General features: G+C 71.4%; 22 protein-coding genes. 7 read left to right on the top strand and 15 right to left on the bottom strand.

The window, feature by feature from the left end; all coding sequences use genetic code 11:
• Positions 1-34: 34 nt before the first annotated feature.
• Both CJZ98_RS00890 and CJZ98_RS00895 read left to right on the top strand, forming a co-directional pair.
• Positions 35-622, top strand: a complete 588-nt coding sequence (locus CJZ98_RS00890) for an inorganic diphosphatase (RefSeq protein ID WP_094587613.1) — start codon at positions 35-37, stop codon at positions 620-622.
• A gap of 119 nt (positions 623-741) precedes the next feature.
• The gene (locus CJZ98_RS00895) at positions 742-1,374 is read left to right on the top strand and encodes a L,D-transpeptidase (protein WP_232756079.1); all 633 of its coding nucleotides are present in this window, start codon (positions 742-744) and stop codon (positions 1,372-1,374) included.
• Here CJZ98_RS00895 and CJZ98_RS00900 read toward each other — a convergent pair.
• The 7 genes from CJZ98_RS00900 to rpoD form a co-directional block, all read right to left on the bottom strand.
• Positions 1,371-3,377 (bottom strand): chloride channel protein, encoded by a 2,007-nt coding sequence (locus tag CJZ98_RS00900; protein ID WP_232756080.1) that lies wholly within the window; start codon positions 3,375-3,377, stop codon positions 1,371-1,373. The genes CJZ98_RS00895 and CJZ98_RS00900 overlap by 4 nt on opposite strands.
• 7 nt (positions 3,378-3,384) lie before the next feature.
• A complete protein-coding gene (hemC, locus tag CJZ98_RS00905) occupies positions 3,385-4,338 on the bottom strand; it encodes a hydroxymethylbilane synthase (protein WP_094587685.1) in 954 nt (317 codons plus the stop codon).
• Between the two features lie 94 nt (positions 4,339-4,432).
• Positions 4,433-4,858, bottom strand: a complete 426-nt coding sequence (locus CJZ98_RS00910) for a DUF1824 family protein (RefSeq protein ID WP_094587614.1) — start codon at positions 4,856-4,858, stop codon at positions 4,433-4,435.
• A 79-nt stretch (positions 4,859-4,937) separates the two neighbouring features.
• On the bottom strand, positions 4,938-5,603 hold the full coding sequence (locus CJZ98_RS00915) for a phosphatase PAP2 family protein (RefSeq protein WP_094587615.1): 666 nt from the start codon (positions 5,601-5,603) through the stop codon (positions 4,938-4,940).
• Complete coding sequence (locus tag CJZ98_RS00920; protein ID WP_094587686.1) at positions 5,603-7,417, bottom strand: ArnT family glycosyltransferase; 1,815 nt, start codon at positions 7,415-7,417, stop codon at positions 5,603-5,605. Before CJZ98_RS00920 ends, CJZ98_RS00915 begins: the two co-directional genes overlap by 1 nt.
• A 25-nt stretch (positions 7,418-7,442) precedes the next feature.
• Positions 7,443-8,579, bottom strand: coding sequence for a glycosyltransferase (locus CJZ98_RS00925; protein WP_094587616.1), 1,137 nt, complete (start codon positions 8,577-8,579; stop codon positions 7,443-7,445).
• Positions 8,580-8,705: 126 nt separating this feature from the next.
• A complete protein-coding gene (gene rpoD / locus CJZ98_RS00930; protein ID WP_094587617.1) occupies positions 8,706-10,127 on the bottom strand; it encodes an RNA polymerase sigma factor RpoD in 1,422 nt (473 codons plus the stop codon).
• A gap of 871 nt (positions 10,128-10,998) precedes the next feature.
• Here rpoD and priA point away from each other — a divergent pair.
• Positions 10,999-13,263: a replication restart helicase PriA gene (gene priA / locus CJZ98_RS00940; RefSeq protein WP_232756094.1), complete on the top strand. Its 2,265-nt coding sequence runs from the start codon at positions 10,999-11,001 to the stop codon at positions 13,261-13,263.
• 21 nt (positions 13,264-13,284) lie between these two features.
• Here priA and CJZ98_RS00945 read toward each other — a convergent pair whose 3' ends face one another.
• From CJZ98_RS00945 to CJZ98_RS00955, 3 genes are read right to left on the bottom strand one after another with little or no spacing between them, the layout of a single operon-like run.
• Positions 13,285-14,478, bottom strand: coding sequence for a DUF3153 domain-containing protein (locus CJZ98_RS00945; RefSeq protein WP_232756081.1), 1,194 nt, complete (start codon positions 14,476-14,478; stop codon positions 13,285-13,287).
• Between the two features lie 17 nt (positions 14,479-14,495).
• Complete coding sequence (argB, locus tag CJZ98_RS00950; RefSeq protein ID WP_094587620.1) at positions 14,496-15,389, bottom strand: acetylglutamate kinase; 894 nt, start codon at positions 15,387-15,389, stop codon at positions 14,496-14,498.
• Positions 15,390-15,429: 40 nt separating this feature from the next.
• On the bottom strand, positions 15,430-16,017 hold the full coding sequence (locus CJZ98_RS00955) for a DUF2854 domain-containing protein (protein ID WP_094587621.1): 588 nt from the start codon (positions 16,015-16,017) through the stop codon (positions 15,430-15,432).
• Here CJZ98_RS00955 and CJZ98_RS00960 point away from each other — a divergent pair.
• Positions 16,016-16,372, top strand: coding sequence for a hypothetical protein (locus CJZ98_RS00960; protein ID WP_094587622.1), 357 nt, complete (start codon positions 16,016-16,018; stop codon positions 16,370-16,372). The genes CJZ98_RS00955 and CJZ98_RS00960 overlap by 2 nt on opposite strands.
• A 73-nt stretch (positions 16,373-16,445) precedes the next feature.
• Here the strand turns inward: CJZ98_RS00960 and CJZ98_RS00965 are convergent, their stop codons facing one another.
• Entirely contained in the window at positions 16,446-16,982 is a 537-nt protein-coding gene (locus CJZ98_RS00965; RefSeq protein ID WP_094587623.1) for a single-stranded DNA-binding protein, read from the bottom strand.
• A 32-nt stretch (positions 16,983-17,014) separates the two neighbouring features.
• Between CJZ98_RS00965 and CJZ98_RS00970 the strand changes: the two genes are divergently transcribed.
• Both CJZ98_RS00970 and cutA read left to right on the top strand, forming a co-directional pair.
• Positions 17,015-17,854, top strand: a complete 840-nt coding sequence (locus tag CJZ98_RS00970) for a precorrin-6A/cobalt-precorrin-6A reductase (protein ID WP_094587624.1) — start codon at positions 17,015-17,017, stop codon at positions 17,852-17,854.
• 10 nt (positions 17,855-17,864) lie between these two features.
• Complete coding sequence (cutA, locus tag CJZ98_RS00975; RefSeq protein ID WP_094587625.1) at positions 17,865-18,206, top strand: divalent-cation tolerance protein CutA; 342 nt, start codon at positions 17,865-17,867, stop codon at positions 18,204-18,206.
• A gap of 34 nt (positions 18,207-18,240) precedes the next feature.
• Here the strand turns inward: cutA and CJZ98_RS00980 are convergent, their stop codons facing one another.
• The 4 genes from CJZ98_RS00980 to CJZ98_RS00995 all read right to left on the bottom strand — a co-directional run bounded on the left by CJZ98_RS00980 (position 18,241) and on the right by CJZ98_RS00995 (position 23,162).
• Positions 18,241-19,233 (bottom strand): adenosine kinase, encoded by a 993-nt coding sequence (locus CJZ98_RS00980; RefSeq protein WP_094587626.1) that lies wholly within the window; start codon positions 19,231-19,233, stop codon positions 18,241-18,243.
• A 29-nt stretch (positions 19,234-19,262) separates the two neighbouring features.
• A complete protein-coding gene (locus CJZ98_RS00985) occupies positions 19,263-20,582 on the bottom strand; it encodes an adenylosuccinate synthase (protein ID WP_198537403.1) in 1,320 nt (439 codons plus the stop codon).
• Positions 20,583-20,741: 159 nt separating this feature from the next.
• The gene (gene psb27 / locus CJZ98_RS00990; protein ID WP_094587628.1) at positions 20,742-21,152 is read right to left on the bottom strand and encodes a photosystem II protein Psb27; all 411 of its coding nucleotides are present in this window, start codon (positions 21,150-21,152) and stop codon (positions 20,742-20,744) included.
• 99 nt (positions 21,153-21,251) lie between these two features.
• On the bottom strand, positions 21,252-23,162 hold the full coding sequence (locus CJZ98_RS00995; protein WP_094587629.1) for a proline--tRNA ligase: 1,911 nt from the start codon (positions 23,160-23,162) through the stop codon (positions 21,252-21,254).
• Positions 23,163-23,402: 240 nt separating this feature from the next.
• Here CJZ98_RS00995 and CJZ98_RS01000 point away from each other — a divergent pair, with 240 nt between their 5' ends.
• Positions 23,403-23,936 (top strand): hypothetical protein, encoded by a 534-nt coding sequence (locus CJZ98_RS01000; protein WP_315855775.1) that lies wholly within the window; start codon positions 23,403-23,405, stop codon positions 23,934-23,936.
• Positions 23,937-24,265: the final 329 nt, after the last annotated feature.

The following is a 24,265-nucleotide window of genomic DNA, read 5'->3' on the forward strand; positions in this document are numbered from 1 at the left end:
GTAGGATGCCCCCCAGCTGTTTTTCAGTCGCTTCATGGCGAACATCGACCACGCTCCGAGCCGCACGATGCTCAACCTGCTGCACGTGCTGCCGGCCTTCGCCGATGAAGCCGAGCTGCGCCTCAACGCAATCGTGGAGCTGAACTCCAACACGATCAACAAGTACGAGCTGATCACCGAGACCGGCCATCTCAAGCTCGATCGCGTCGGCTATTCCTCGCTGGCCTATCCCTTTGCCTACGGCTGCATCCCCCGCACCTGGGATGAGGACGGCGACCCGCTGGATATCGAGATCGTGAATGTGACCGAGCCCCTGGTCCCGGGCTCGGTAGTGGAGGCCCGCATCATTGGCATCATGACCTTCGACGATGGCGGTGAGGTGGACGACAAGGTGATCGCCGTGCTGGCCGACGACAAGCGCCAGGACCACATCACCAGCTTCACCCAGCTGGGTGAGCACTGGATCAAGGAAACCCAGTACTACTGGGAGCACTACAAGGACCTCAAGAAGCCCGGCACCTGCCGTGTGAATGGCTTCCTCGATGTCGCCGAGGCCGTGCGGATCATCAAGGAGTGCGAGCAGCGCTACCTCGACACCATCGAGGCCAAGCTGGTCAACTGAGCCCTGGGTGGTGGCCGCTGGTTCTGGGACCCATTCCCCCAGGTGGTCTTCCAGCGACTGGCGTTGGCGATTGGGTGTTGGCGGCTAGCGTGAATCCACGCGTCACGCAAGCCCTGTCCATGCTCCGTCTCTCCCTGCGCAGTGCCGTGGCCAGTTCCATGCCCCTGCTCGTGGTCGGGGGCTTTGCCCTGCCCTTGACGGGATCGCTGGATCCGGCAAGCGGTGCCAGGGCCGCCGAGTCTGGCGGCCCAGCCCCGGCCCCCACCGTCGAGTCGGCGCCGGCAGCCGGGGTCGTGCCGGCCGCGCGTCAAGCTCCAGCAGCTGCCGTGGCCACGGGTTCCGACGCCGCGGACAGCAGGACCGAAATCAGGTTGGTGCTGAGTAAGCGTGAGATCAGCTTGCTCCGCGACGGCAAGGTGGAGGGCAGATGGCCCGTGGTGATCGGCGCTCCCAAAACCCCCACCCCCACCGGCACCTACAAGGTGATGACCAAGGTCGTGAACCCGGTGTATCGCAGCACCGTGAGCGGCCAGGTCAAGGGTGCCGTGGGTCGCAATGGTCCCCTGGGGCACCGCTGGATCGGTTTCCTGCGCGCCGGCCAGGACGACTACGGCATCCACGGCACTCCCTGGCCCTGGTGGGTGGACGCTCGGGCGGCCGTGAGCCAAGGCTGCGTGCGCATGCGCAACGAGCACGTGGAGAAGCTCTTTGAATCCGTGAGCATCGGCACGCCGGTGGTGATCAAGCCCTAGGGATGGCTCGCCCGTCGGGCCAGGGCCCGGGCCATGCCGTCGCGGCTGGCCAGGCCCTGCAGGCTGCCCAGGGCCAGGCCTCCGCCGGGCAGCCCGGCCGGCAGCTTTGGCAGGCTGGGATCGGGCACGGCGAACACGGGCAGCTGGCGCAGGCCGTTGGGGCGCAGTTGGTCCTCCAGCTGGGCCAGGTTGGCACTAGCCGGCAGCCAGACCATGTCGCTGCGCCGGCAGTCCGCCAGGCTGAGGCTGCTGCCATTGGCAGCTGTCAGGCCCCGCTGCAGATCTCCCAGGGTCACCAGGCCGATCACCCAATCGTCCTGGCTCACGATCAGGCAGTGCCCATGGGCCGCAAGCAGCTGCTCCAGGGCCTCGCTGGCCGGCAGCGTGCCCGCCAGCACGAGCGGAGCCTCGGGTTCCAGGGCCTCCCCCACGCCAAGGGACGTCAGCTCACGCCGCCGCTCCTCCTCCAGCGCGTCGGGCCCCAGCAGCCCGGGATCGCTCAGGCCCTGCCAGCGCTCCACCAGAGCGGCGCTCAGGCCAGCCGCCGCCATCAGGGGCAGCACGATGCGGATGTCGCGGGTCAGCTCAAACAGCAGCAGCAGGGCCGTGAGCGGTGCCCGGGCGCTGCCCGCCAGCACCGCAGCCATGCCCACCATGGCGTAGGCCGGCGGCTCGGCCACCGGCAGGCCGAAGCCGCTCTCGCCCAGGAGCTGGCCATAGACATTGCCGAGCACCGCCCCCAGAAACAGCGAGGGCGCAAAACCACCGCCCACAAAGCCGGTGGCGCTGCTCAGGCCCGTGGCCAGCAGCTTCACGCCCAGCAGGGCCAGCAGGGTGGTGAGGGCGATGCCGCCGTCGCTGCCGAGCAGGGCCTCGATCGTGTCGTAGCCCACCCCCAGCACCTGGGGAAAACCGAGCGCCATCAGCCCCACCCCCAGGCCCCCCAGGGCCGTGAGCAGCCAGGTCGGCACCCGACTCAGGGCCCGCTGCACCGGTCCGCTGCGGCCAGCTGAGAGCACGCTCACCAGGGCCCAGCTCACCAGGCTCGCCACCAGGCCCAGGCCCAGATACAGCGGCAGCTCCAGGGGTGAGCGCACCTCGTAGGCCGGTAGCCGGAAGATCGGTTCGTCCCCCAGGCACAACTGGGTGACCAACTCGGAGGCCACCGCCGCCACCAGCACGGCGCGCACGCTGGGCCGGCCGGGGATGGTGCTGTAGCTGCCCTCGAAGGCGAAGAACACCCCGGCGATCGGCGCCTTGAAGCCCGCTGCCAGACCCGCCGCCACGCCCGCCGCCACCAGGGCCTTCTGGCTGCTGGGGGACAGGCCACCGCGGCTGCCCACCCACAGGCCGATGTTGCCGCCGCTCTCCACGCTCGGGCCCTCGGGCCCGAGGGAGGCGCCACTGCCCAGGCTCAGGGAGGCGGCCACCAGCCGCAGCAACGGCAACTTGGGGGCTGCCTTGACGGCGCCGTCGGCCATGGCGATCAGGCTGGGCAGGCTCGGGCCCAGATCCCGCACCAGGAAGCGCAGGATCCCCACCGCCAGGCCGCCGAGCATGGGGATCACCACCACGGGCCAGGAGGCCAGCCAGGCAGGCAGAGGCTCCCCGGGCAGGGGAATCGGCTCCGGAGGTGCGGGGGGGGGTGGCAGGAAGCCCAGCCCCCCCAGGCCGATCTGCAGCAGGGCCTTGAGGGGGGTGCCGGTGTCCGTCGGTGGGGCTGGCAGGGGCTGGGGGAGCGGCTCAGGGGCCGTGTTGCCCACCAGGTTCAGCAGCCCCTCAACGACGGGGCCGAACAGCACGTTGTTGATGAAGCCCAGCAGGTAGTGGAAGCCCACCACGGCGATGCCCGTGCATACCCCCACCAACGCGGCCCAGGCCAGCAGACTCCACTGGAAGGGCAGCGGTCGCGCCTCGCCCTCCGCGCTGCCAGGCTGCCCGGGGAGAGGCGTGGCTTGCCCTGGCTCCAGCCCGGCGGGTTGCGCCGGGCTGGAGGCCTCCACGCCCTGCTCAGGCCTCGGGCCGGACGCTTGCAAAGATCTCCTCCAGGATCTCGCCGGCTCCCCGGGCCTTGAGCGTGTGGGCCAGGGCGATCCCGATGGCCTCCGGATCCTCCTGTGGGCCCCGGGCCTCATCGCGGATCAGGCGCAGGCCATCGAGGCTGGCCACCATGCCCGTGAGTATCAGGGAGTCGCCCTCGAAGCGGGTATTGACGCCGATGGGCACCTGACAGCCCCCCTCCAGCTCCCGCAGGAAGGCGCGTTCGGCCAGGCAGCGGCGGGCGGTGGGCAGGTGCTCCAGGACCTTGATCTGGGTCAGCACGGCCTCATCACCCTCGCGGCACTCGATGCCGAGGGCTCCCTGTCCCACGGCGTGCAGGGAGATCGAGGGATCGATCAGCTCGTGGATGCGATCCCCCAGGCCCAGGCGGCCCAGACCGGCGGCCGCCAGGATCAGGCAGTCGAACTCACCGGCATCGAGCTTCTCAAGGCGGGTGATCACGTTGCCCCGCACATCCTTGAAGGTGAGGTGAGGAAAGTGGTGGCGCAGCTGGGCCAGGCGCCGCAGCGAGCTGGTGCCCACCACCGCACCCTCCGGCAGGGTGGCGAGGGTCTTGTCGGCGTGCTTGGCGTGCACCACCAGGGCATCGGCGGGATCCTCCCGCTCGGTGATGCAGCCCAGCATCAGGCCCTCGGGCAGGTTGGTGGGCAGGTCCTTGAGGCTGTGGACGGCGATGTCGGCCCGATCCACCAGCATCTGGGCCTCCAGTTCCTTGGTGAACAGCCCCTTGTCGCCGATTTTGGCCAGGGCCACATCCAGGATCTTGTCGCCCTGGGTCGCCATGGCCTCGATCGTGATCTCCAGGCCGGCGTGGGCCTTGGCCAGCTCATCGCGCACCCAGTGGGTCTGCACCATGGCCAGCTGGCTGCGGCGGGAGGCGATGCGCAGTTGGGAGGCGGCCATCAGATGCTTCGGGGGCAGCGGCGGCTGCCGAATCAGAGCCGCCAAGCCTAAGGAGTGGCCGGTCCGCTCCAGGGGCGGATGGGGGAGGTCGTGATCAGAAGAAATCGAGGGGCAGCGGTCCCCAGGTGGCCTCGGCGCCCGGATCGGCGGGACTGTGGCCGGTGATCAGGATCCCCTCCCCCAGGCCCGCCTCAGCGCGCACCAGGTATCGGCCGCTGTTCTGGTTGGCCTTGAGGAAGGCCGGCCCTTCGATCGCCTCGGGCAGGGCGCAGCCCGGATCCAGCTCCAGGGCCGGCCAGCCCAGGGCCGCCTCGGTGGCCCGCAGGGCCTGCGCGGCGGCGCTGGCCGTTGGGGCCATCACCCCCACGGTGAACCAGTCGCAGCGGGCGATGGCGGCGTCGAGCTGCTGGCGCAGGACTGCGCGCTGCTCGTTCGTGAGGGCGGGTGCGCTGCGCAGGCCACAGAGTTCGGCCAGCGCGGCCAGCTCGGCGGTGGCTTGGGGGGCGGAGTCGGCGGTCATGGGGGTTTCGGGAGGGAGGACGACGCGGAGCTGTGAATCGCACCGCTGCTGGGGGCTTGCGCTGGCAGGCAGCGTGGCATCAGGCGGGTCGCCGGCGCCGCTCCCACACCGCAAAGCCGGCCAGGCAGCAGCTCAGCCACACGTAGCCCAGGGAGGCCCCGGCCACGATGTCGGTGAGCCAGTGGGCGCGGCAGTAGAGGGTGCTCAGCCACACCAGCGCCACCCAGGCGCTCGAGCCGAGGAACAGGGGCCGGCGCAGCTTGGGGTAGTGGGCTGCCAGCAGCGTGCAGGTCAGGAAATAGAACACCACCGAGCCGGCCGCATGGCCACTGGGGAAGCTGCGGCCGCTGATGTTCTCGAGCAGCCGATCGCTGGGGCGGGCCCGGTCGAACAGGGGCTTGAGCCAGCGGTCCACGATCAGCAGGATGCCCGCCGTGCCCACAGCCAGACAGGCCAGTTCGGCCCAGAGGCGGCGCCAGGTCAGAAAGCCGAGCACCGCCAGCACCAGAAAGGCGGTCACGTGCACGCCGCTGAGCTGATACACCAGCAGCAACAGCCGGCCCAGCCCGTCGGGGATGGCGCCGTGGATCCGCTCCAGCACCGCTTCATCGAAGGCCGGGTGCCTGTCGCTGGCCAGCCGGGGGCCGAAGCCCGCCAGGGCGGCGGCCACCAGGACACCGAAGGCCAGGCGCCAGGGGCCCAGCTGCTGCAGCCATAGCCGCGCCAGGGACAACACCGTTCGCATCAGGAGTCCTGCAGCTGGTTCAGGCGGGCCAGGGACAGGCGGATCAGCCGGTGGGCCTGGCGCCGCGCCAGCAGCTCACCATCGCCTGGGCCCACCCCAAACTCCAGCAGTTCGGCGTCGTTGCCGAACAGCAGCAGGCTGGCTGGGGCCGCTCCGGGGCGGACCGGTCCAGGTTGTCCTGGGGCCCCCCGATCCGCCAGCTCCCGGCGGGCATCGTCGGCGCTGTGCACGAACAGCACCGGCCGGCCGCTGTAGTACACGACGCTGTAGCGCTTGTAGCCCACCACCAGCAGCGGCTCACCCGGCCGGGCGATCTCGCCCGCCAGGCGCGCCAGCTGGCGGATCGGCAGCTGGCGCTCACGATCCAGCAGGGGTGCCAGGCCAGGCAGCACCAGGGCCAGCAGGCCCAGGAAGGCGCCCGCATTCGGGAGCCACAGCCAGGCCAGGCCCCCGGGCCGCAGCAGCAGCAGGGCCAGGCCGAGGGTGGCCGCGGCCAGCAGGGCGGCCAGCAGCTGGGGGAGGCCCGAGGCCTGCAGCGCGGCGGCGAAGTCCGGATAGGCGGGATCGCTGGCCACCAGCCGGGGCGCCAGGGCCGCCGCCAGGGCCATCAGGCCGAGAACGGCCGCATTGACCCAGCCGCTGGCGGCCTGGCCGCGGCCCTGGGGCTGGGCGGTCTGCTCCAGGGGCTGGAACTGCAGGGCCAGTAGCAGGGCCCCTGCGGGGATCGACGGCAGGATATAGCCAGGCAATTTGGTGGCCGCGGCCGAGAAGAAGGCCACCACCACCACCAGCCACACCAGGGCCAGCAGCGGCAGGTCTGCGCCCGTGGGCGGTGTCCGCCAGCGCTCCAGTCGCCAGAAACGCAGCCGGGTCAGGGCTACTGGCAGATACAGCGACCAGGGCAGCAGCAGCAGCAGCAGCCAGGGCAGGTAGTACCAGGGCGGTCCCGGGTGGGAATACAGCACTGAGGTGAAGCGCTCCAGATTGCTGAAGCCGATGAAGTGCTGCAGGAACTCCATGCCATTGACCTGGGTGGCCAGGGCATACCAGGGGGTGGTCACCCCCAGGAAGAGGGCCGCCATCGGCAGCAGGGGCGCCCGCCGCAGCTGGGCGAGCAGCTGGCCCTTGAACAGCAGGAACACGATGATCACCAGGCCTGGCAGCAGCAGGCCCACCGGGCCCTTGGCGAGCGTCGCGATGCCGGCGAAGAGGGCCATGGAGCCGTGGCCTAGGCGCCGCAGCGCCACCCGCTCGGGCTGGGCGTAGGCCAGGGCAAAGCCGAAGAGTGCCAGCGCGATGGCGCTGGAGAGAAACATGTCCGTCACCGAGGAGCGGCCCCAGCCCACCCAGCCGGGCGAGAGGGCCAGCACGGTGGCGGCCAGGGTCGCGCGACCCACCCGCCGCCGCGGCAGCTCTGCGGCGGGGGCCAGCTGCCACACCAGGGCGGCCATGGCCAGCACCACGGCGCTGGCAGCCAGGGCCACGGGCAGGCGGGCGGCCCACTCGCTGAGGCCGAACAACCGGAAACTGAGGGCCACCATCCAGTAGCCCCACACCGGGTAGTCGAAGAAGGTGGCGCCGTTCCAGCGGGGGGTGACCCAGTCGCCGCTGTCCGCCATCTGGCGGGCCACCTCCACGAACAGGCCCTCGGTCTTGTCCATCAGCCCGAGGGTGCCGAGCTGCTGGAAGAACGCCAGGATGCAAAGCCCGATCAGGGCCGCCAGGCCCAGGGCCATCGGGCGACGCCCGTCGGCGTCCAACCAGCTCTCCAGCCGCGCCCTGGATCGCCTCAGCGGGCTGATCAGCCTCTCCATCGGGGGGATCTGCAACCGGGTGAGGCTACGGGGTGTTCCAGACGAACCTGGAGCTGGCGGCGTAGTTCCAGACGAACACCACCAGGATCCCGGCCAGCTGGGCACTGAGCGAATCGGCATAGGAGAGGCGCACCAGCACCTGGGCCACGCCCACGTTGGCCGCCAGCGGCAGGCTGGAGACCAGCAGGAACTTGAGCAGGCCCTGGAGCAGCGCCAGGCCCCGCAGCCGCGCGAAGCGGAAGGTGAGGGCGTTGTTGATCAGGTAGTTGGAGCTGGCGGCCGTCAGCGCCCCCACCAGGGCCAGCTCCTGGTTGCCCGCCAGGGGGCGGCCGGTGAGCCCCAGCAGCAGCTGGGTCATCGCCAGTTGCACCAGCACGCCGCTGGCCCCCACCAGGCCGAAGCTGATGGCGCGGCGGGGCAGCAGCCGCAGGCTGAGGCTGTGCAGGATCGAGATCAGGAAGTCCCAGAAGACCGCCAGATCCAGCTTGGAGGCGCCGTAGCTGCGGGGCTGGAAGCTCAGGGGGATATCGGCGGCCCGCAACCGGCCGCGGCTGACGGCCAGCAGCTCGTAGAGGAACTTGAAGCCGTTCACATCCACGGCCCGGATCAGGGGCAGGGCAGCCTCCAGCCGCAGGGCGAAGAAGCCGCTCATGTAGTCGCTGAGGTGCCCAAAGGAGCGGGGCAGGCTGCGGCGGGCGGCGGCGTTGGCCCAGGTGGAGCCGGTCTCGCGGCGGCCGCTGAGGCCATGGATCTCGGCCTCGGGGTGGAAGCGGCTGCCGATCACCAGATCCAGATCGCCCTGCTGCAGCGCCTGCAGGGCCCGCAGCACCGCACCGGGCTCGTGCTGGCCGTCGCTGTCCATCACCAGGGCCACGTCGCCGCTGGCATCCAGCAGGCCCTCCTTGATGGCGCTGGCCAGCCCGGCCCGGCCCACCCGGCGGATCAGGCGGATCGCCGGCTCGTCGTGGGCGAGGCGCCGCACGAGCTCGGCGGTGCCATCGGCCGAGTCGTCGTCCACCACCAGGATTTCCAGGTCGACGTGCTGCTGGAGCGGCAGCAGCTGGGCCAGCAGCGGCTCGATGTTGCCCCGCTCGTTGTAGGTGGGCAGCACGATCGACAGCCGCAGGCGCGCTGTGCTGGATGGGGGCGTGGGCTCAGGCAAGGTCGGAGGATCTCCGCGATGGGCGGGGGTCGTGCTGGCTGCAGGCACAGCAAAACCGGCGGGGAACTCCCGCCGGCCGCTGAACCGTAGACCGATGCACCTGGAGCCGGGCTCAGGTGCCGGAGCTCACTTGATGTATTCCTTGAGCACGCCGTTGCGGTTGGGGTGGCGCAGCTTGCGCAGGGCCTTGGCCTCGATCTGGCGGATGCGCTCGCGGGTCACATCGAAGATCTGGCCGATCTCCTCAAGGGTCTTCATGCGGCCGTCATCGAGGCCGTAGCGCAGGCGCAGCACGTCGCGCTCGCGGGGGCTGAGGGTGGCCAGCACGCCCTCGAGGTCTTCGCGCAGCAGGTTCTTGGCCACGTCCTGCTCGGGGTTCTCGATGTCGGCCTCGATGAAGTCGCCGAGGCGGGAATCCTCCTCCTTGCCGATGGGGGTTTCCAGGGAGATGGGCAGCTGGGCCGATTTGGCAATGAAGCGCAGCTTCTCGATCGTCATCTCCATCGATTCGGCGATCTCCTCCTCGGTGGGCTTGCGGCCGAACTCCTGGCTGAGCACCTTGGTGGTCTTCTTGATGCGCGAGATGGTCTCGTAGAGGTGCACCGGCAGGCGGATGGTGCGCGACTGATCGGCAATGGCGCGGGTGATCGCCTGGCGGATCCACCAGGTGGCGTAGGTGGAGAACTTGTAGCCCTTCTCGTGGTCGAACTTCTCGGCTGCGCGGATCAGGCCCAGGGAGCCCTCCTGGATCAGGTCCTGGAAGCTCAGGCCCCGGTTCATGTACTTCTTGGCGATCGAGACCACCAGGCGCAGGTTCGACTGCACCATCTTTTCCTTGGCGCGCCGACCCAGCATCAGGCGACGCCGGAACTTGATCACAGGCATGTCCACCAGCACTGCCCACTCCTTGGTGTCCGGGTAGTGACCGTGGTCGGTCTCGAACTGTGCAGCGAGCTCCTCGAGCTGCAGCAGATCGGCGATCTTGCGCGCCAGCTCGATCTCCTCATCCGGGCGCAGCAGCCGGATCCGGCCGATCTCCTGGAGATACACCCGGATCGAGTCCTCGGTGTAGACGCCCTTCGGACCCACCTTGATGCTGGCCAGGGCCTTGGCCTTGGCGTCCTTCTCGGCCTTGGGGCTGGCGGCGCCGGCCTCGGCGGCGGCGAGCAGCTGGTCGGCGGTCGCATCGAGGTCTGCGCCGGCCTCAGCGGCGGCCTGGCCCTTGGCGACGGACTTCTTGGCGGTGGTCTTGGCCGCCGCCGCCTTTGTGCCCGTGGCCTTGGCCGCCGGGCTCTTGGTGGTGGCCTTGGTGCTGGCGGCCTTGGTGGTCTTGCCTGCCGCGGCCTTGGTGCCCGCCTTGGTGGGGCTCACCTTGTTGGCCGGTTCGGCGCCGGCGGCATCCGTGGCGTCGCTGGCATCGGCCGCGGCCTTGGGCTTGCTGCGGCTCGCCTTGGGCTTGGCGACCTGGATGGTTTCGCCGGCCTGGTTGGCCACCATCAGGATTTCCAGGGTGGCTTTCTTGGGCTTGGGAGCGGCAGCAGGGCTCATGGAGAAGGAGGCGCGGGAACGGCGGGAGCAAGACGGGGCTGACGCCAACGCGGTTGCGGGCGGAAGGCGCGAGGTGGCGCGCAGCTCAGTCAGCGAGGTCGAGGGTGAGATCGGGGGGAGACGTCAGCAGGCGCAGTCGGTCGGTGGCGACATCCGTCGGCGGCATCAGGCGTTGGCAGGGGCCAGGGGGGCAGGCGAACGGGCGGAACGGCGCGGAGGCGGCAGAGCCACCGGGGCGACGCCTTCTCCACGCTGGGAGCGAGACTCCAGCTGGAAGACTGCCCAGGTGTCCGCCGGGACGGATGAACCGTTCGATGGTGAACAGTTCAATGATGAACAGTTCAATGATGAAAAGTTCGGAGATGAAGTGTGTAGGGAGTGGGGCGTAGTGACAGGGGAGGCCTGGACCGAGGGCGGGTGATCCGCAGTCGGTGGGATGGGGCAGGTGGGGCGCTCAGTGAACCGCAGGGGGCAAACCCAGGAGCGTGGGGCAAGAGGGGACGGGCCCGAGAGGGCGATCCCACGGGGGTTGGGCATGACCCGCGGCGGCAGGACCTGGGTGGAGATCCGGCCATGGGAGCGGGTCCGGGGGGGGGACGTCCGAGGCGAGAATCCTTGCAGGCGAAACCGAAACGGTGGGCAGAAGCCCGGGCAGTGCTGTCAGGGGTGGTCGCAGATCGGGGGCACAGGGTGGACCTGGCACGGCCTCGAATCTTCCCGCTGGTGCGGAACCTTGCCGGGTTCCGACAGCAGCCCATCGGACTGCTCAACAGGCTCATTGTAAGAAACGCCCGTGAGCTTTGCAACAGTCGCAGCCTCGGACGCTGCTGCGAATCCCCCTGAAGGTCTTCCCGAGCGGGGCGCGCCCTGGCTGCAGGTCTGGCTGGAGGCGGGCCGGGAGGGGCAAGTGTTCACTTACGCCAACCCCGAGGGTTGGCCCCTGGCCAGCGGTGATCTGGTGCGCCTGCGGCTGCAGGGCCGGCGCCACGTGGGTCTGGTGGTGGAGCCGCTGGCGGAGCTGCCGCCCGAGCTGGCCGGCCGTCGCATCCTGCCGATCGAGGCCGTGCACCAGAGCGCGGCGGTGGACCCCCACTGGCAGGCCCTGCTGGCCCAGGTCGCCCGCGACTGCCACACCAGTCTGTTCCGCACCCTCAAGACGGCCCTGCCGCCGGGCTGGCTGGGCCAGCGGGCCGAGCGCCACGCCAGCGCACCGCGTCGGCGCATTCGGGTGGAGGCACGGTCTGACGCCGCAGTTCCCGCGGACGCCACCGCAGGCCTCACGCCGCGTCAGCTGCAGGCCCTGGAGCTGCTGGAGCGCGCCGGTGGTGCGGCCTGGCTGAGCCCGTTCAGCGCCGCCACGGGCATCGGCCGCTCGGTGCTGGAGGCCCTGGAGCGCCGCGGCCTGGTTCGCCTGCGACGGATGGCCGACGGCCTGGAGGAGGGTGCGGTGCTGCTCCCTGGCTCGGAAGGCGTGGCGCCGCAGCTGGAGCGTCCCCAGGTCCTCACGCCCCAGCAGGACGAGGTGCTGGCGGCGATCCGCGCCGCTGCCCCCGGCCAGGCGCTGCTGCTGTGGGGCGTCACCGGCGCCGGCAAGACCGAGGTCTACCTGCAGGCTGCCGCCGATGCCCTGGCGGCGGGCCGCTCCGCCCTGCTGCTCACCCCCGAGATCGGCCTGATCCCCCAGCTGCTGGAGCGCTGCCGGCGTCGCTTTGGTTCGGGGGTGCTCGAGTACCACAGCGGCTGCAGCGAGGGCCAGCGCATTCGCACCTGGCGGCGCTGCCTGGCCAGCGGCTCACCGGTGCTGGTGGTGGGGACCCGCTCGGCCGTGTTCCTGCCCATCCCCCAGCTGGGGCTGATCGTTCTCGATGAGGAGCACGACAGCTCCTATAAGCAGGACAGCCCGATGCCCTGCTACCACGCCCGCGACGTGGCGCGACAACGGGCGCTCCGCAGCGGCGCCCGCCTGGTGCTGGGCAGCGCCACCCCCTGCCTCGAGACCTGGCTCAGCTGTCAGGGTTCCCAGCCCAGCACCACTCTGCTGCGGCTGCCGCAGCGGATCGGCAGCCGGCCCCTGCCGCCGGTGCGGCTGGTGGACATGCGCCACGAGCTGGAGGAGGGCCACCGGCGTCTGATCAGCCGGCCGCTGATGGAGCGGCTCGCAGCCCTGCCCGCCTGCGGCGAGCAGGCGGTGGTGCTGGTGCCCCGCCGCGGCTACAGCAGCTTCCTCAGCTGCCGCAGCTGTGGCGAGGTGGTGCAGTGCCCCCACTGCGATGTGGCCCTCACCGTGCACCGCAGTCGGGCCGCGGGCGGCGGCGGTGCGGGCCGGCAATGGCTCCGCTGCCACTGGTGCGATCACCGCCAGGAGATCGGCGAGCGCTGCGGCGCCTGCGGCTCCACCGCCTTCAAGCCCTTCGGCGCCGGCACCCAGCGGGTGATGGAGCAGCTGGAGGCCGAGCTGGAGGGGCTGCGGGTGCTGCGCTTCGATCGCGACACGACCCGCGGCCGCGAGGGCCACCGCCGCCTGCTCGATCAGTTCGCCGCAGGCGAAGCCGACGTGCTGGTGGGCACCCAGATGCTGGCCAAGGGCATGGACCTGCCCGACGTCACCCTGGCGGCCGTACTGGCCGCCGACGGCCTGCTGCACCGCCCCGACCTGCGGGCTGGCGAGCAGAGCCTGCAGTTGCTGCTGCAGCTGGCGGGCCGGGCCGGCCGGGGCGACCGCCCGGGGGAGGTGCTGGTGCAGACCTACTGCCCCGAGCACCCGGTGATTCGCCACCTGGTGGATGGGCGCTACGAGGCTTTTCTGGAGGAGGAGCTGGCGCTGCGGCGCAGCGCGGGCCTCGTGCCCTTCAGCCGGGCCTGCCTGCTGCGCCTCGCGGGACCCTCTGCCAGCGGTACCGCGACGGCGGCCGCGGCCCTTGCGGAACGGATCCGGCCTGGCGTGGTGGCCGCCGGCTGGCTGGTGATCGGTCCGGCACCGGCGCCCGTGGCCCGGGTGGCCGGCCGCAGCCGTTGGCAGCTGCTGCTGCACGGCCCCACCGCCTCGGTTCTGCCCCTGGCCAGCGAGGCGGAGCTGCGGGCCGGCCTGCCCCAGGGGGTGAGCCTGGCGATCGATCCCGATCCGCTGGAGCTATAGCGCTGGGATACCCCCAGGCCCTCAGGCCGGCAGCTCGGGCAGGCCAAAGCCGGCCCGCAGCCTCAGCCGCTGCAGCAGCAGCGCCAGGGCCAGCAGGGCTCCGATCGCCAGACTGCCCAGCCCCAGCCGGCTCCAGCGCCAGCAGCGCAACTCCAGCCGGTTGAGGGCCCCGGGTTGCAGCGTCCAGACCACCCTGCGCCCGGGCAGGGCGCGGGCGGGCAGGGGCTCCGCCTGACGGACGGCCCTGGGCCCGACGGGCTCCAGGTGCAGGTGCAGGTCCAGCCCCGGCAGGGCCGGAACGGCCCGCAGATCCAGGCTCATGCTGAAGTGCTGGCGCACCCCCAGCAGCCAGTTGCGCTCCTCGAGCTGCAGCTGGGGCGGCGGCAGCTCCAGGCCCGCCAGCTGGGCGGCCGTGGCGACGCTCTGGCCGAGCAGCTCCAGGGCCTGGGGAGCCGGCAGCACGGGACTGCTGAGGGTCTGCAGGCCGTGGTCCTGGCGCCGGTGCAGGGGGGTGGTCTGCAGGGCTGCGGCCAGCTGCCGCTGCCAGGGCAGGCTGTGGCCGCTGGCGCTGAGGCTGGTCTGGCTGATCTGCAGGCGGCCGGGGGCGGGGAAGCGCAGGGTGGTCTCCAGCTGCACGCAGCCCCCCAGCAGCACCGTCAGCACCAGCACCAGGCCCACCAGCAGGGCCAGGCCCCAGGGCGGACTGGTGGGGCCTGTGGGCGGCGCCGGCGGCGCCGGTGGCTTGGGGCGCCGGCGCCGGACCAGGGGCTGGCTGTTGCCCTCCAGGCTTTCCAGTTCCGCCAGGCTGGGCAGGGTCATCGACCACTCCCGGGGCCGCTCCAGGGCCGGAGCGTCTAGCACCTCCTCCAGTTCGCGGGCCTGGGCCCGCAGGGTGGCGTCGCGGCAGGCCCGCAGGCTGCGGCAGACGGCGGCGGCCTCGGCGCTGCGGCCCTGGCCCATCAGGGCCGTGGCCATCAGCAGCCGCAGCCGGCCCCCGAAGGCGCTGGCGGCACCGTGGGCCGCCGCCAGCGCCTCCAGCTGGGCCAGGGCACGCCCGTAATCGCCACGCTCCACGGCCCTTCGGGGGGGATCGAGCAGGGCGTCCTGGGCCGCCGGCTCGGTGCTCGGATCGTCCGGCTCGGCCGCGGGCAGCGCGGAAGCTACGGCCGCCGGGGGCACGGCGGAGCTCGGCGGAGAGTCGGGCGCGTCTGCCACGGGGTCAGGCGGGAGGCTCAGAGAACGGCGCGGGTGCTGCCCACCACCATGGTGCCGATCCCGGCATCCGTGAAGACCTCCAGCAGCAGGGCGTGGGGCGTGCGGCCGTCCACGATGTGGGCCGCCGCCACCCCCTGGGCGAGGGCTCGGATGCAGCACTCGGTCTTGGGGGTCATGCCACCGGCCACCACGCCGCTGGCGATCAGCTCGCGGGCCCCGGCCAGGCTCACCTGGCGGATCAGGGTGCTGGGGTCCTCCCGGTTGCGCAGGATGCCAGGGGTGTCGGTGAGCAGGATCAGCTTCTCGGCCTGGAGGGAGGCGGCCAGCTCGCCGGCCACGGTGTCGGCGTTGATGTTATGGGCCTGGCCCTCGGCGTCCGCCGCCACGCTGGAGATCACCGGGATGTAGCCGGCGTCAAGCAGGGGGAAGAGCACGGCCGGATCCACCGCCGCCACCTCCCCCACCAGGCCGTTGCAGCCCTCGCCGTAGGTGCGGGCCCGCACCAGGGGGCCATCGCTGCCGCTGAGCCCCACGGCCCTGGCGCCCAGGCGGTTGAGGCCGTTGACGATCTGCTTGTTGACCCGGCCCACCAGCACCATCTCCACCACGTCCATGGTCTCGGGGGTGGTCACCCGCAGGCCATCGCGGAACTGGGGCTCGATCTGGAGACGCCCCAGCCATTCGTTGATCTCGGGGCCCCCGCCGTGCACCACCACCGGCTGCACCCCCACGGAGGCCAGCAGCACCAGATCGCGGTAGACGGCATCACGCAGGTCGGCGCGCACCATGGCCGCGCCGCCGTACTTCACCACCACGCGGCGGCCGGCGAAGCGCTGGATGTAGGGCAGGGCCTCACTGAGAACGGAGACCCGCAGGGTGTCGTCGGGGTGGATGGCGGAATCGAAGCTCAAGGCCGGGCAGCGGGGGAGGGAACGAAGGGGGAAGAGGAGCTCAGCCGTGGGGCGGCGCCACTGGGGTCGGGGCGTTGGCGTTGGCCTCGGGCGCGGCGGGTACCAGCTCCAGCAGCAGCTCCCCAGGGGCCGGCCGGCCCAGGCGGGCCTCCAGACCCGGTGCGAAGAAGCGGCCGAGCCGTTCCTGCTTGGCCTGCCAGCGCTCGTAGGGCACGCCGGCGGTCTCGAAGCGCAGGGCCACGCCATAGCCCCCGTTCACCTGCAGCTCCCGGACGCTCAACAGCTGGGGCGGCTGGTCCTCATCCCAGAGCTTGAGGGCCTCCAGCGAGCTCTCCAGGTGGGCCTTCTGGCCGTAGCGCCAGCGGTTCACATCCTTCACCAGCTTGCGCAGGGTGAGATTGGCGGGATCGTTGCGCAGCGCCTCGGCGCCGGGGGCAGGCGGCAGAAGCTCGGCCGGGGCCAGCTCCGACGACTTGAGGGCCAGGCCCCCCAGCAGGATCGGGATGCCGTAGAAGATCGTCGGCAGGCTGAGGTTTGGGTTTTCGGTGGCGTATCCGATCCAGCCGATCACCGAGAGAAGGGCTCCGGCCAGCGTGACTAGGCTGCCGGGGGACGTGAGTGCTTGCATGGCGCCATCTTCGGCCAACGGGGCGCAGCCGCGCGATCCGGATCCCCATCCTGGTGCGCAGCTCGGTGCCAGCGGCGGGGCGTCAGGGCCGGCCGGCACTGACGCCGCGTCTGCCCGTGCGAACGGGGCTGCGGCCACGCCGGCCCCAGCTGAGAGCGACGCGGCGAATGACGTCGGGAGTGACGCGGCCATCGGCACAGCGGAGCTGCTGGAGCTGCTGGGGGCCGACCGCCTCTGGCTGCTCCAGCAGATCGACGCGGGTCACTGGCCCGAGCTGCGCCTCGACCTGGCGGCCCTGGAGCGGGAGCTGGGTCAGCTGCTGGACCAGGCCGCTGAGCGCCTGCCGAGCCCTTGATCCGCCGGAGCCGGACCCACTGAGCGTGGAGCGGACAGGCCCAGAACCCGGTGCGGATCGGCTGGCTGCCGGCTCAGAACGGAATCTCGTCGTCGCCCTCGGGCAGATCGGGCACCAGGGGCGAGGTGTTCCAGCTGGGGGGCTCGGGGGCGGCCTGGCGGGCGGGGCTCGGGACCTGGCGGGCCGCACTGGCCGGCGTCGGCCGGGGCGCTGGGCCTCGGGCCGGTGCCCCGCCGCTTGGGGCGGGTGCGGCTCCGTAGCCGGCTGCCGACGGTGCTGCGCTGTAGCCAGCGCTTGGCCCGGCGCCGGCGCCGATGGGGTGCAGGCGGGCCAGGGTCAGCTCGGCCCGCTTCTCCTTGACGCCGTCAGGGCGGGTCACGGTGTTCATCCGCAGCCGCCCCTCCAGCACGACCCGCTGCCCCACCTGCACCCGGTTCTGCAGGTCCTGAGCAAGATTTCCCCAGCCGACCACCTTCAGCTGGCCCGGTGGATCGTCGGGGCGCAGGCCCTCGATCTGCACGGCCATCTCCGCCACCGGGGTCTGGTTGTCCTGGGTGTAGCGCACCTGGGGCGCCTCCAGCACCTCCGCCTCCAGCAAGCAATGGTTCACAGGTTCGATTCGGCTCCGGGGGCCACATCCTGATGCACGGCCACCCGTTCCACCAGGGGGACGCCCCGCCGGAGGGGGGCGGAACGCGCCCGCCGGCGATCTGGCTGCTGAGCGGCACCGGGGAGGGGCCGCCCCTGGCGGCGGCCCTGCTGGCGCGGGGCTGGGGGCTGCGGGTGAGCGTGGTCAGCGTCGCTGCCACCCGCGCCTACAGCCCCCACCCCCAGCTGGAGCTGCAGGTGGGGGCGCTGGGGGGCATGGACGCCATCCGCGCCCAGCTGCGGGCCGAGGGTGCGCCGCGCTTCCGCTGGGTGGTGGATGGCACCCACCCCTTCGCCCGCCGCATCAGCGCCGACCTGCAGGCGGCCTGCGCGGCGGCGGGCCAGCCCCTGCTGCGGCTGGAGCGCCCGGGGTTGGCGGAGCCGGAGCCGCGGCGGGGAGTGGTTCGGCTGGAGGCTTTGGTGCAGCTGGCCCAGCAGCCCCTGGCGGGGGATCGGCTGCTGCTGGCCATCGGCTCCCGCGGCCTGGCAGAGGCGCTGCGTCACAGCCAGGCCGCCGCCCACTTCGCCCGCATCCTCGACAACCCCCTCAGCCTGCAGCTGGCCCGGGCCGCCGGCCTGGCCGATGCCCAGCTGGCCTGCCTGCGGCCCGGGAAGGGCCTGTCGGTCGCTGGAACGGGGGGCCTGGAGCGGGCCCTGTGCCGGCGCTGGGGCATCACGGCCGTGCTCTGCCGCGCCTCCGGCGGCTCCACCGAGACCCTTTGGCGCCAGGTCTGCGCGGAGCTGGATCTGCGCCTGCTGCTGCTGCAGCGACCTCCCGAGTCCGCTGCGGGCTTGTGCCCCGCGGCCCTGCTGGCGAAGCTGGGGCACCCCTGAGCGCCGCGCCATGGCCGCCGATCCCGCGCTCTGCGTGCTGGTGGCCCTGACCACGGAGGCGGACCTCGAGCGTGCCGAGGCCCTGGCGACGGCGCTGGTGCAGCAGGGGCTGGCGGCCTGTGTGGCCCTGGAGCCCCAGCGGTCGATCTACCGCTGGCAGGGTCGGCTCGAGCGGAGCGAGGAGGTGCGCCTCACGATCAAGGGCCATCCCGCCCGGCTGGCCGCGCTGGAGGCGGAGGTGCGGCGCCTGCACAGCTATGCCACGCCGCAGTGGATCCACTGGATCGCCTCAGCCAGCGGGGCCTATGGGGACTGGGTGGCCCAGGCCTGCGGGGAGGGGGTACTGGACTGAGCCCCTGGCGTGATGCCCGGGCGCGGGCGTGCCCTCAGCCCAGATGGGCGGCCACCAGCTCCCGCAACGAGCCCTGGGGCCGGGGTCCCAGCTGGGTCACCACCTGGCCGGCGCAGAGGGAGCCGAGGCGGCCGCAGGCCTCCAGGTCCTGGCCCTGGGTGTAGGCGTGCAGGAAGCCGGCGGCGTAGAGGTCGCCCGCGCCGGTGGTGTCCACCAGGGGGCCCAGCGTGAAGGGCTCCACCGCAAGCGTCTGGTCGCCGCTGAGCACCACCGAACCGAGCGCGCTGCGGGTGAGGGCGGCGATGCGGCAGCGGCCGCGCACCTGCTCGGCAGCCTCCTCGAAGCTGTTGGCCCGGTAGAGGGCGGTGATCTCCATCTCGTTGGCGAACAGGATGTCCACGTGCCCATCCACCAGCTCCAGGAAGCTGTCGCGGTGGCGCTCCACGCAGAAGGCGTCCGAGAGGCTCAGGGCCACCTCACCGCCGTGGGCGCGGGCCACCTCGGCGGCGGCGATGAAGGCCTTCTTGGCATCGTCGCTGTCCCAGAGGTAGCCCTCGAGATAGAGCACCTTGGCCTGGGCCACCAGCTCCAGGTCCAGGTCGGCCGGATCGAGCCCCACTGAGGCCCCCAGGTAGGTGCACATGGTGCGCTGGGCGTCTGGCGTCACCAGGATCAGGCAGCGGGCCGTGGAGGGCCCGGCGGTGGCGGCGGGGGTCTCGAAGCGGGCGCCCACCGAGCGGATGTCGTGGGCGAAGATCACGCCCAGCTGGTCGTCGCGGACGCGGCCGATGAAGCCGGCGCGGCCCCCCAGCTGGGCGATGCCCGCCAGGGTGTTCGCAGCGGAGCCACCGGAGGTCTCCAGGCCCGGCCCGACGCTGGCGTACAGGCCCTCGGCCTGCTGTTCATCCACCAGGGCCATGGTGCCCTTGGTGAGGCCGTGATCGCCGAGAAAGCGCTCGTCGGCCTGCACGAGCACGTCGACGATGGCGTTGCCGATGCCGACAACGTCGAGGGTTTTGGCGGTCATGGCCGGGGATGAGGAGGTGGGCTCGGGGCTCAGACGCTGAGCAGCGCCCGCTTGGGACCGTGGATCGGGTCTTCCACCACGATGGTCTGGTCGCGGTTGGCGCCGAGCGACACGATCGCGATCGGCACCTCCATCAGCTCGGCTAGGAAGCGCAGGTAGCTCATGGCCGTGGCCGGCAGGTCGTCAAGGGTGCGGCATTCGGCCGTGGAGGTCTGCCAGCCAGGCAGGGTCTCGTAGATGGGCTGGCAGCGGGCAAAGGCCTCGGCGCTGCTGGGGAAATACTCGATCCGTTCCCCGTCCAGCTGGTAGGCCACGCACACCTGGATCTCGTCGAGCTCATCGAGCACGTCGAGCTTGGTGATCGCCAGGCAATCGAGGCCGTTCACCTCCACGGCGTAGCGGCCGATCACGCCGTCGAACCAGCCACAACGGCGGCGGCGACCGGTGGTGGTGCCGTACTCGCCGCCCCGGTCGCAGAGGTGGTCGTTGAGGCTGCCCTCCAGCTCGGTGGGGAAGGGCCCTTCACCCACGCGGGTGGTGTAGGCCTTGGCCACGCCGATCACCCGGTCGATCAAGGTGGGGCCCACGCCGGCGCCGATGCAGGCGCCGCCGCTCACCGGGTTGGAGGAGGTGACGTAGGGGTAAGTGCCGTGGTCGAGGTCGAGAAGCGTGCCCTGGGCGCCCTCGAACAGGATGTTCTTGCGGGCCCGGGCCGCCTGGTGAATGGCGCGGGTGCAATCCACCACGTGGGGTGCCAGGCGCTGGCCATAGCCCACGTACTCCGCCACCACGGCCTCGAAATCGAGGGGCTCCAGGCCGTAGAGCTTCTGCAGAATCTCGTTCTTCTCGGCCAGCACGCCGGCCAGGCGATCGCGCAGGCGGGCCCCATCGAGAATGTCGATGATCCGGATGCCGTTGCGCTCGGATTTATCGGCGTAGGTGGGGCCGATGCCCCGACCGGTCGTGCCGATGCGGCGGTCGCCCCGGCGCTGCTCCATCGCCTGATCCAGCAGGCGGTGGTAGGGCATGGTCACGTGGGCTGTGGAGGCCAGCTGCAGGCCGCCCACATCGATGCCGTTCTCAGCAAGCATGTCGAGCTCGCCGAGCATCACCTTGGGATCGACAACGGTGCCCGAACCGATCAGACAGATGGTGTCGGGATAGAGAATGCCGGAGGGGATCAGGTGCAACTTGAGCACCTTGTCGTCCACAACGATGGTGTGGCCGGCATTCACACCGCCCTGATAGCGCACCACCACATCGGCGGAGCGGCTCAGCAGATCGGTGATCTTGCCCTTCCCCTCGTCACCCCACTGCGCACCGATGACGACAACGTTGGCCAAGGACACAGCGGCCCGCAGCCGCTTCTGAGCACAAACAAAGAGGATCTCAGATGGGGTGCCCCCCCGTCAAAGAAGCCGAACAAAAAAGCGGCCTCGCAGGGCCGCCGGTCGTTGGATCCCCAGTCGCCGAGCCCAAAGGGCAGCCCGGCTGGGGGTGCGGAGGGCTCAGGCGCCGCGGGTGACGCTGCTTTCGGCCTTCTTCAGTTCGCGGCTGAGGCGGTCGCGCAGGGCGTCCGGCAGGGGGCGGTTGGCGTAGTTGGCGTAATGGCCGGCCAGGGAGTTCAGGGCGGTCTGCATGGTGGTGAAGGAGCTCAGGCCGTTCACCGCCTTCTGGGGTCGGTAGCGGGACACGTAGTCGTTGATCAGGGCCCGCGCCTCGCCTTCGGCAGCGCCGCGGTCGGCGTCATCGGGGCTGAGAGCGATGGTGGCCAGCAGCCGGTCGGCCACCGCCACCGTGTCCTCCACGTAGTTGCCGCTGAGGCCCAGGCTGTCGTCGCCGCAGGCGGTGAGCAGCAGCGAGAGGCTCAGACACACCGCGAACAGGGCTGCCATCAGCCGGCGCCATCCAGCAACCATGGGAGTCAGGGGAGGAGATAAGTCAATCCTAGGAGTTGCCGGCGGCCCAGGCCGCCGCTGACGGCCCTGCCGTAGCCCCGGTTGCTGCTGCTGCCGGGCTCAGATCGCCAGGCCCGCCCGCTCCACTTCGAGGCGTCCCAGTAGCGCGTCCACCACGGCGCCGGCGGCCAGCTCCTGCTTGAGGCCTCCGGAGCGCTGCACCAGTTCCACCTGCCCATCGGCGGCGCCCCGGCCCACCACCACCCGCCAGGGGATGCCCAGCAGGTCGGCGTCCTTGAACTTCACCCCGGCCCGCTCGCCTCGGTCGTCGAGCAGGGCATCGATGCCGGCGGCCTGGAGGTCGGCATAGAGCTGCTCGGCCAGGGTCCGCTGGCCGTCGTCGGCCGCGTTGGCGATCACCACGATCGCCTCAAACGGGGCGATGGCGCTGGGCCAGCAGATCCCGTTGGCGTCGTGGTGCTGCTCCACCGCCGCCTGGGCCAGGCGCGACACGCCGATGCCGTAGCAGCCCATCCACAGGGCCTCGTCCGCCCCGGCCTCGTTGGTGAAGGTGGCCCCAAGGGCGCTGGAGTACTTGCGCCCCAGCTGGAAGATGTGGCCCACCTCGATGCCGCGGCTGGCCTCCAGCTGCTGGCTGGGGTCGTGCTGGCAGCGATCGCCGGGCTGGGCTGCGCGCAGGTCCAGGGTTTCCGGGCGCGGGGCCAGGGTGCCCCAGGCAGCCCCCACCAGGTGGGTGTCCGGGGCGTTGGCGCCGCACACGAAGGCGGGCAGCTCGGCCGCGGTGGCGTCAGCCAGCCGCAGGAAGGTCCTGCGCAGGGAGGGTTTGCTGTCGCCAGGCAGGGACGCGGCTCCTGCGAAGCCGGCCCGTGGGTCGCTGGTGTCTACGACCAGTCCCTGATTTTCCAGGACGCCGTCCGGGAGATGGGGACCGATCGATCCGAAGCTGATGGCATCCAGAGCGAGCGGCACAGCCCAGTCCCGCAGGGTCTCCCGGGTCAGGGGCTCCACCGCCAGCAGGGCGCCGTGCTCGGAGCCCAGGCGGCCCGTGAGGGCATTGGCCAGCTTCACCGCGTTGAGCTGCTGGTCGCCCCGCAGGCTCACCAGCACGGGCTGGACCAGGCCCGCCTCGAAGCGCGCCAGCAGCAGCAGCACTTTCACGGTCTGGCTGGGGGCGAAGCCGTGGCCGGCGCAGAGCTCCTCAATGCTCGTCTGCCCCGGCGTGGCCAGGGGTTCCCCCTGGCCGTCGGCCCGGGCGCCGCCCGGCAGGGGAATCGCCTCAGGCGCCAGCGACACGGCCCGCTCCTGGTTGGCGGCATAGGCGCCATCGGGGCTGGCCAGGATCAGGTCCTCACCGGCGTCGGCCGTGACCATGAACTCCTGGCTGGCCGAGCCGCCGATGGCGCCGCTGTCGGCTTCCACGGCCACGGCCCGCAGGCCGCAGCGGCTGAAGATGCGGCGGTAGGCCCGATCCATGGCCGCATAGGTCTCGCGCAGGGAGGCCTCATCGGCGTGGAAGGAATAGCCATCCTTCATGATGAATTCGCGACCCCGCATCAGGCCGAAGCGCGGGCGGATCTCGTCGCGGAATTTGGTCTGGATCTGATAGAGGTTCACTGGCAATTGCCGGTACGAGCGCAGCAGATCCGCAGCCAGCGCCGTGATCACCTCCTCGTGGGTGGGCCCCAGGCCCAGCTCCCGGCCCTGGCGATCCTGGAGGTGAAACATGATCCCCTCACCGGCCGTGTAGCCCGCCCAGCGACCGCTGCGCTGCCAGAGCTCGGCGGGCTGGAGCTGGGGCAGCAGGGTCTCCAGGGCGCCGGTGGCATCGAGCTCCTCGCGCACGATCGCCGAGATCTTGCGCAGCACCCGCCAGAGCAGGGGCAGATAGGCGTAGATCCCGGGGCTGAGGCGGCGGATGTAGCCGGCCCGCAGCAGCAGCTTGTGGGAGGGGATCTCGGCCTCGGCGGGGTCGTCCCGCAGCGTCACCAGCATCAGGCGGGAGACGCGCATGGCAGAGATCGGGGAAGGGGAGGCCGGAAGCTATCACCGAGCCGCCGCCCCCCCAGGGGTGAGACTGGAACCCGGCCCAGGCCATCCCGGTGGCCACCCCGTCCCTGGACTGCGCCAGTCTCGTTCGACCGCTTCGAGAAGCGCCACAGAGCGGGTCCGGACACCCCAGAATTCCCTTGGCAACTGGAAAAGCTCTGCTAAGGTCGGCGGCGTGAATCCCAGTTGTCGCAGCGTCGTCTCATGACCGCCCCCACGTTTGCAAACGGCGGCATGGGTGTCTCCAGCGGTTTGGCGGTGTCCGCCGGTCCTGGAGCTTCCGGCGGCCCTGGGCCAGCCGCAGGTCTGGCCTCGGCCCTGCACAGCATCAGCGAGGCGGTCGCCTCCGAGACTGCTGAGGCCCTGATCGGCATCGACGAGGTGCAGCGCTCTCTGAACCGCTCGCGGGCCTCCGTCTACCGCTACACCAACACCGATCCCCGCAACCTCAACCCGCCCTTCAATCCGCGCAAGCTCAATCCTGAGTACCGCAGTGATCAGAAGGAGCCACTGCTGTTCCACCCCAACGAGGTGGCTCGCTTCGCCCGGGACGTGCTGCGCATCAAGGAGGTGACGGTGGAGGTGCTCAACTCCCCATCGACCGCCACCCAGCAGCTCTTGGGCTCGATCCTGGAGGAACTACGGGCCATCCGCGAGCTGCTGGGAAGCTCCGCCACCCTGCCCACCAGCCTCAGCAGCAAGCGGGATCTGCAGGACCAGGCCCGTCCCGCGGCCTGATCCCTTTGGCAGCCATGGGCAAGCCCAGGCCGCACGGCCTGCTCCCTGCCCGACCGCTGATTGGTTGATGGGTTCTCCCTGCGCTGTGCCGCCCTGGTCCCATGGAGGGCGTGCCCCCGGGACTGTGTGGACTCCCCCTTGTCGCTCCCTTGCCGCGGCCACGGGTGTCAGGATGAGATCGGATTGCTTTGCCGGGGTTCCGCTCCGGCGGGTCGCTCGCGACCCCGTCCCCCCATCCCCGACCGCGGCCCCGGGCCCGGCCGGAGCCCCGCTGGCCCACCGGCTGCGGGGGAGAGCCCAGACCGCGCCGGCTCGGCCCGCCAGATCGT

The sequence above is a fragment of the Vulcanococcus limneticus LL genome, assembly GCF_002252705.1.
GTDB classification, from domain to species: domain Bacteria; phylum Cyanobacteriota; class Cyanobacteriia; order PCC-6307; family Cyanobiaceae; genus Vulcanococcus; species Vulcanococcus limneticus.

Excerpts from the sequence above, each read along its gene's own strand:
- CJZ98_RS00910 (WP_094587614.1), bottom strand. The coding sequence starts at position 4,858 with ATGACCGCCGACTCCGCCCCCCAAGCCACCGCCGAGCTGGCCGCGCTG.
- hemC (WP_094587685.1), bottom strand. The coding sequence starts at position 4,338 with ATGGCCGCCTCCCAACTGCGCATCGCCTCCCGCCGCAGCCAGCTGGCC.
- cutA (WP_094587625.1), top strand. The coding sequence starts at position 17,865 with ATGGCCGCCGATCCCGCGCTCTGCGTGCTGGTGGCCCTGACCACGGAG.
- CJZ98_RS00980 (WP_094587626.1), bottom strand. The coding sequence starts at position 19,233 with ATGACCGCCAAAACCCTCGACGTTGTCGGCATCGGCAACGCCATCGTC.
- rpoD (WP_094587617.1), bottom strand. The coding sequence starts at position 10,127 with ATGAGCCCTGCTGCCGCTCCCAAGCCCAAGAAAGCCACCCTGGAAATC.
- CJZ98_RS00960 (WP_094587622.1), top strand. The coding sequence starts at position 16,016 with ATGGCGCCATCTTCGGCCAACGGGGCGCAGCCGCGCGATCCGGATCCC.
- CJZ98_RS00915 (WP_094587615.1), bottom strand. The coding sequence starts at position 5,603 with ATGCGAACGGTGTTGTCCCTGGCGCGGCTATGGCTGCAGCAGCTGGGC.
- CJZ98_RS01000 (WP_315855775.1), top strand. The coding sequence starts at position 23,403 with ATGACCGCCCCCACGTTTGCAAACGGCGGCATGGGTGTCTCCAGCGGT.
- CJZ98_RS00890 (WP_094587613.1), top strand. The coding sequence starts at position 35 with ATGGCGAACATCGACCACGCTCCGAGCCGCACGATGCTCAACCTGCTG.
- CJZ98_RS00995 (WP_094587629.1), bottom strand. The coding sequence starts at position 23,162 with ATGCGCGTCTCCCGCCTGATGCTGGTGACGCTGCGGGACGACCCCGCC.
- CJZ98_RS00920 (WP_094587686.1), bottom strand. The coding sequence starts at position 7,417 with ATGGAGAGGCTGATCAGCCCGCTGAGGCGATCCAGGGCGCGGCTGGAG.
- psb27 (WP_094587628.1), bottom strand. The coding sequence starts at position 21,152 with ATGGTTGCTGGATGGCGCCGGCTGATGGCAGCCCTGTTCGCGGTGTGT.
- CJZ98_RS00895 (WP_232756079.1), top strand. The coding sequence starts at position 742 with ATGCTCCGTCTCTCCCTGCGCAGTGCCGTGGCCAGTTCCATGCCCCTG.
- CJZ98_RS00970 (WP_094587624.1), top strand. The coding sequence starts at position 17,015 with ATGCACGGCCACCCGTTCCACCAGGGGGACGCCCCGCCGGAGGGGGGC.
- CJZ98_RS00955 (WP_094587621.1), bottom strand. The coding sequence starts at position 16,017 with ATGCAAGCACTCACGTCCCCCGGCAGCCTAGTCACGCTGGCCGGAGCC.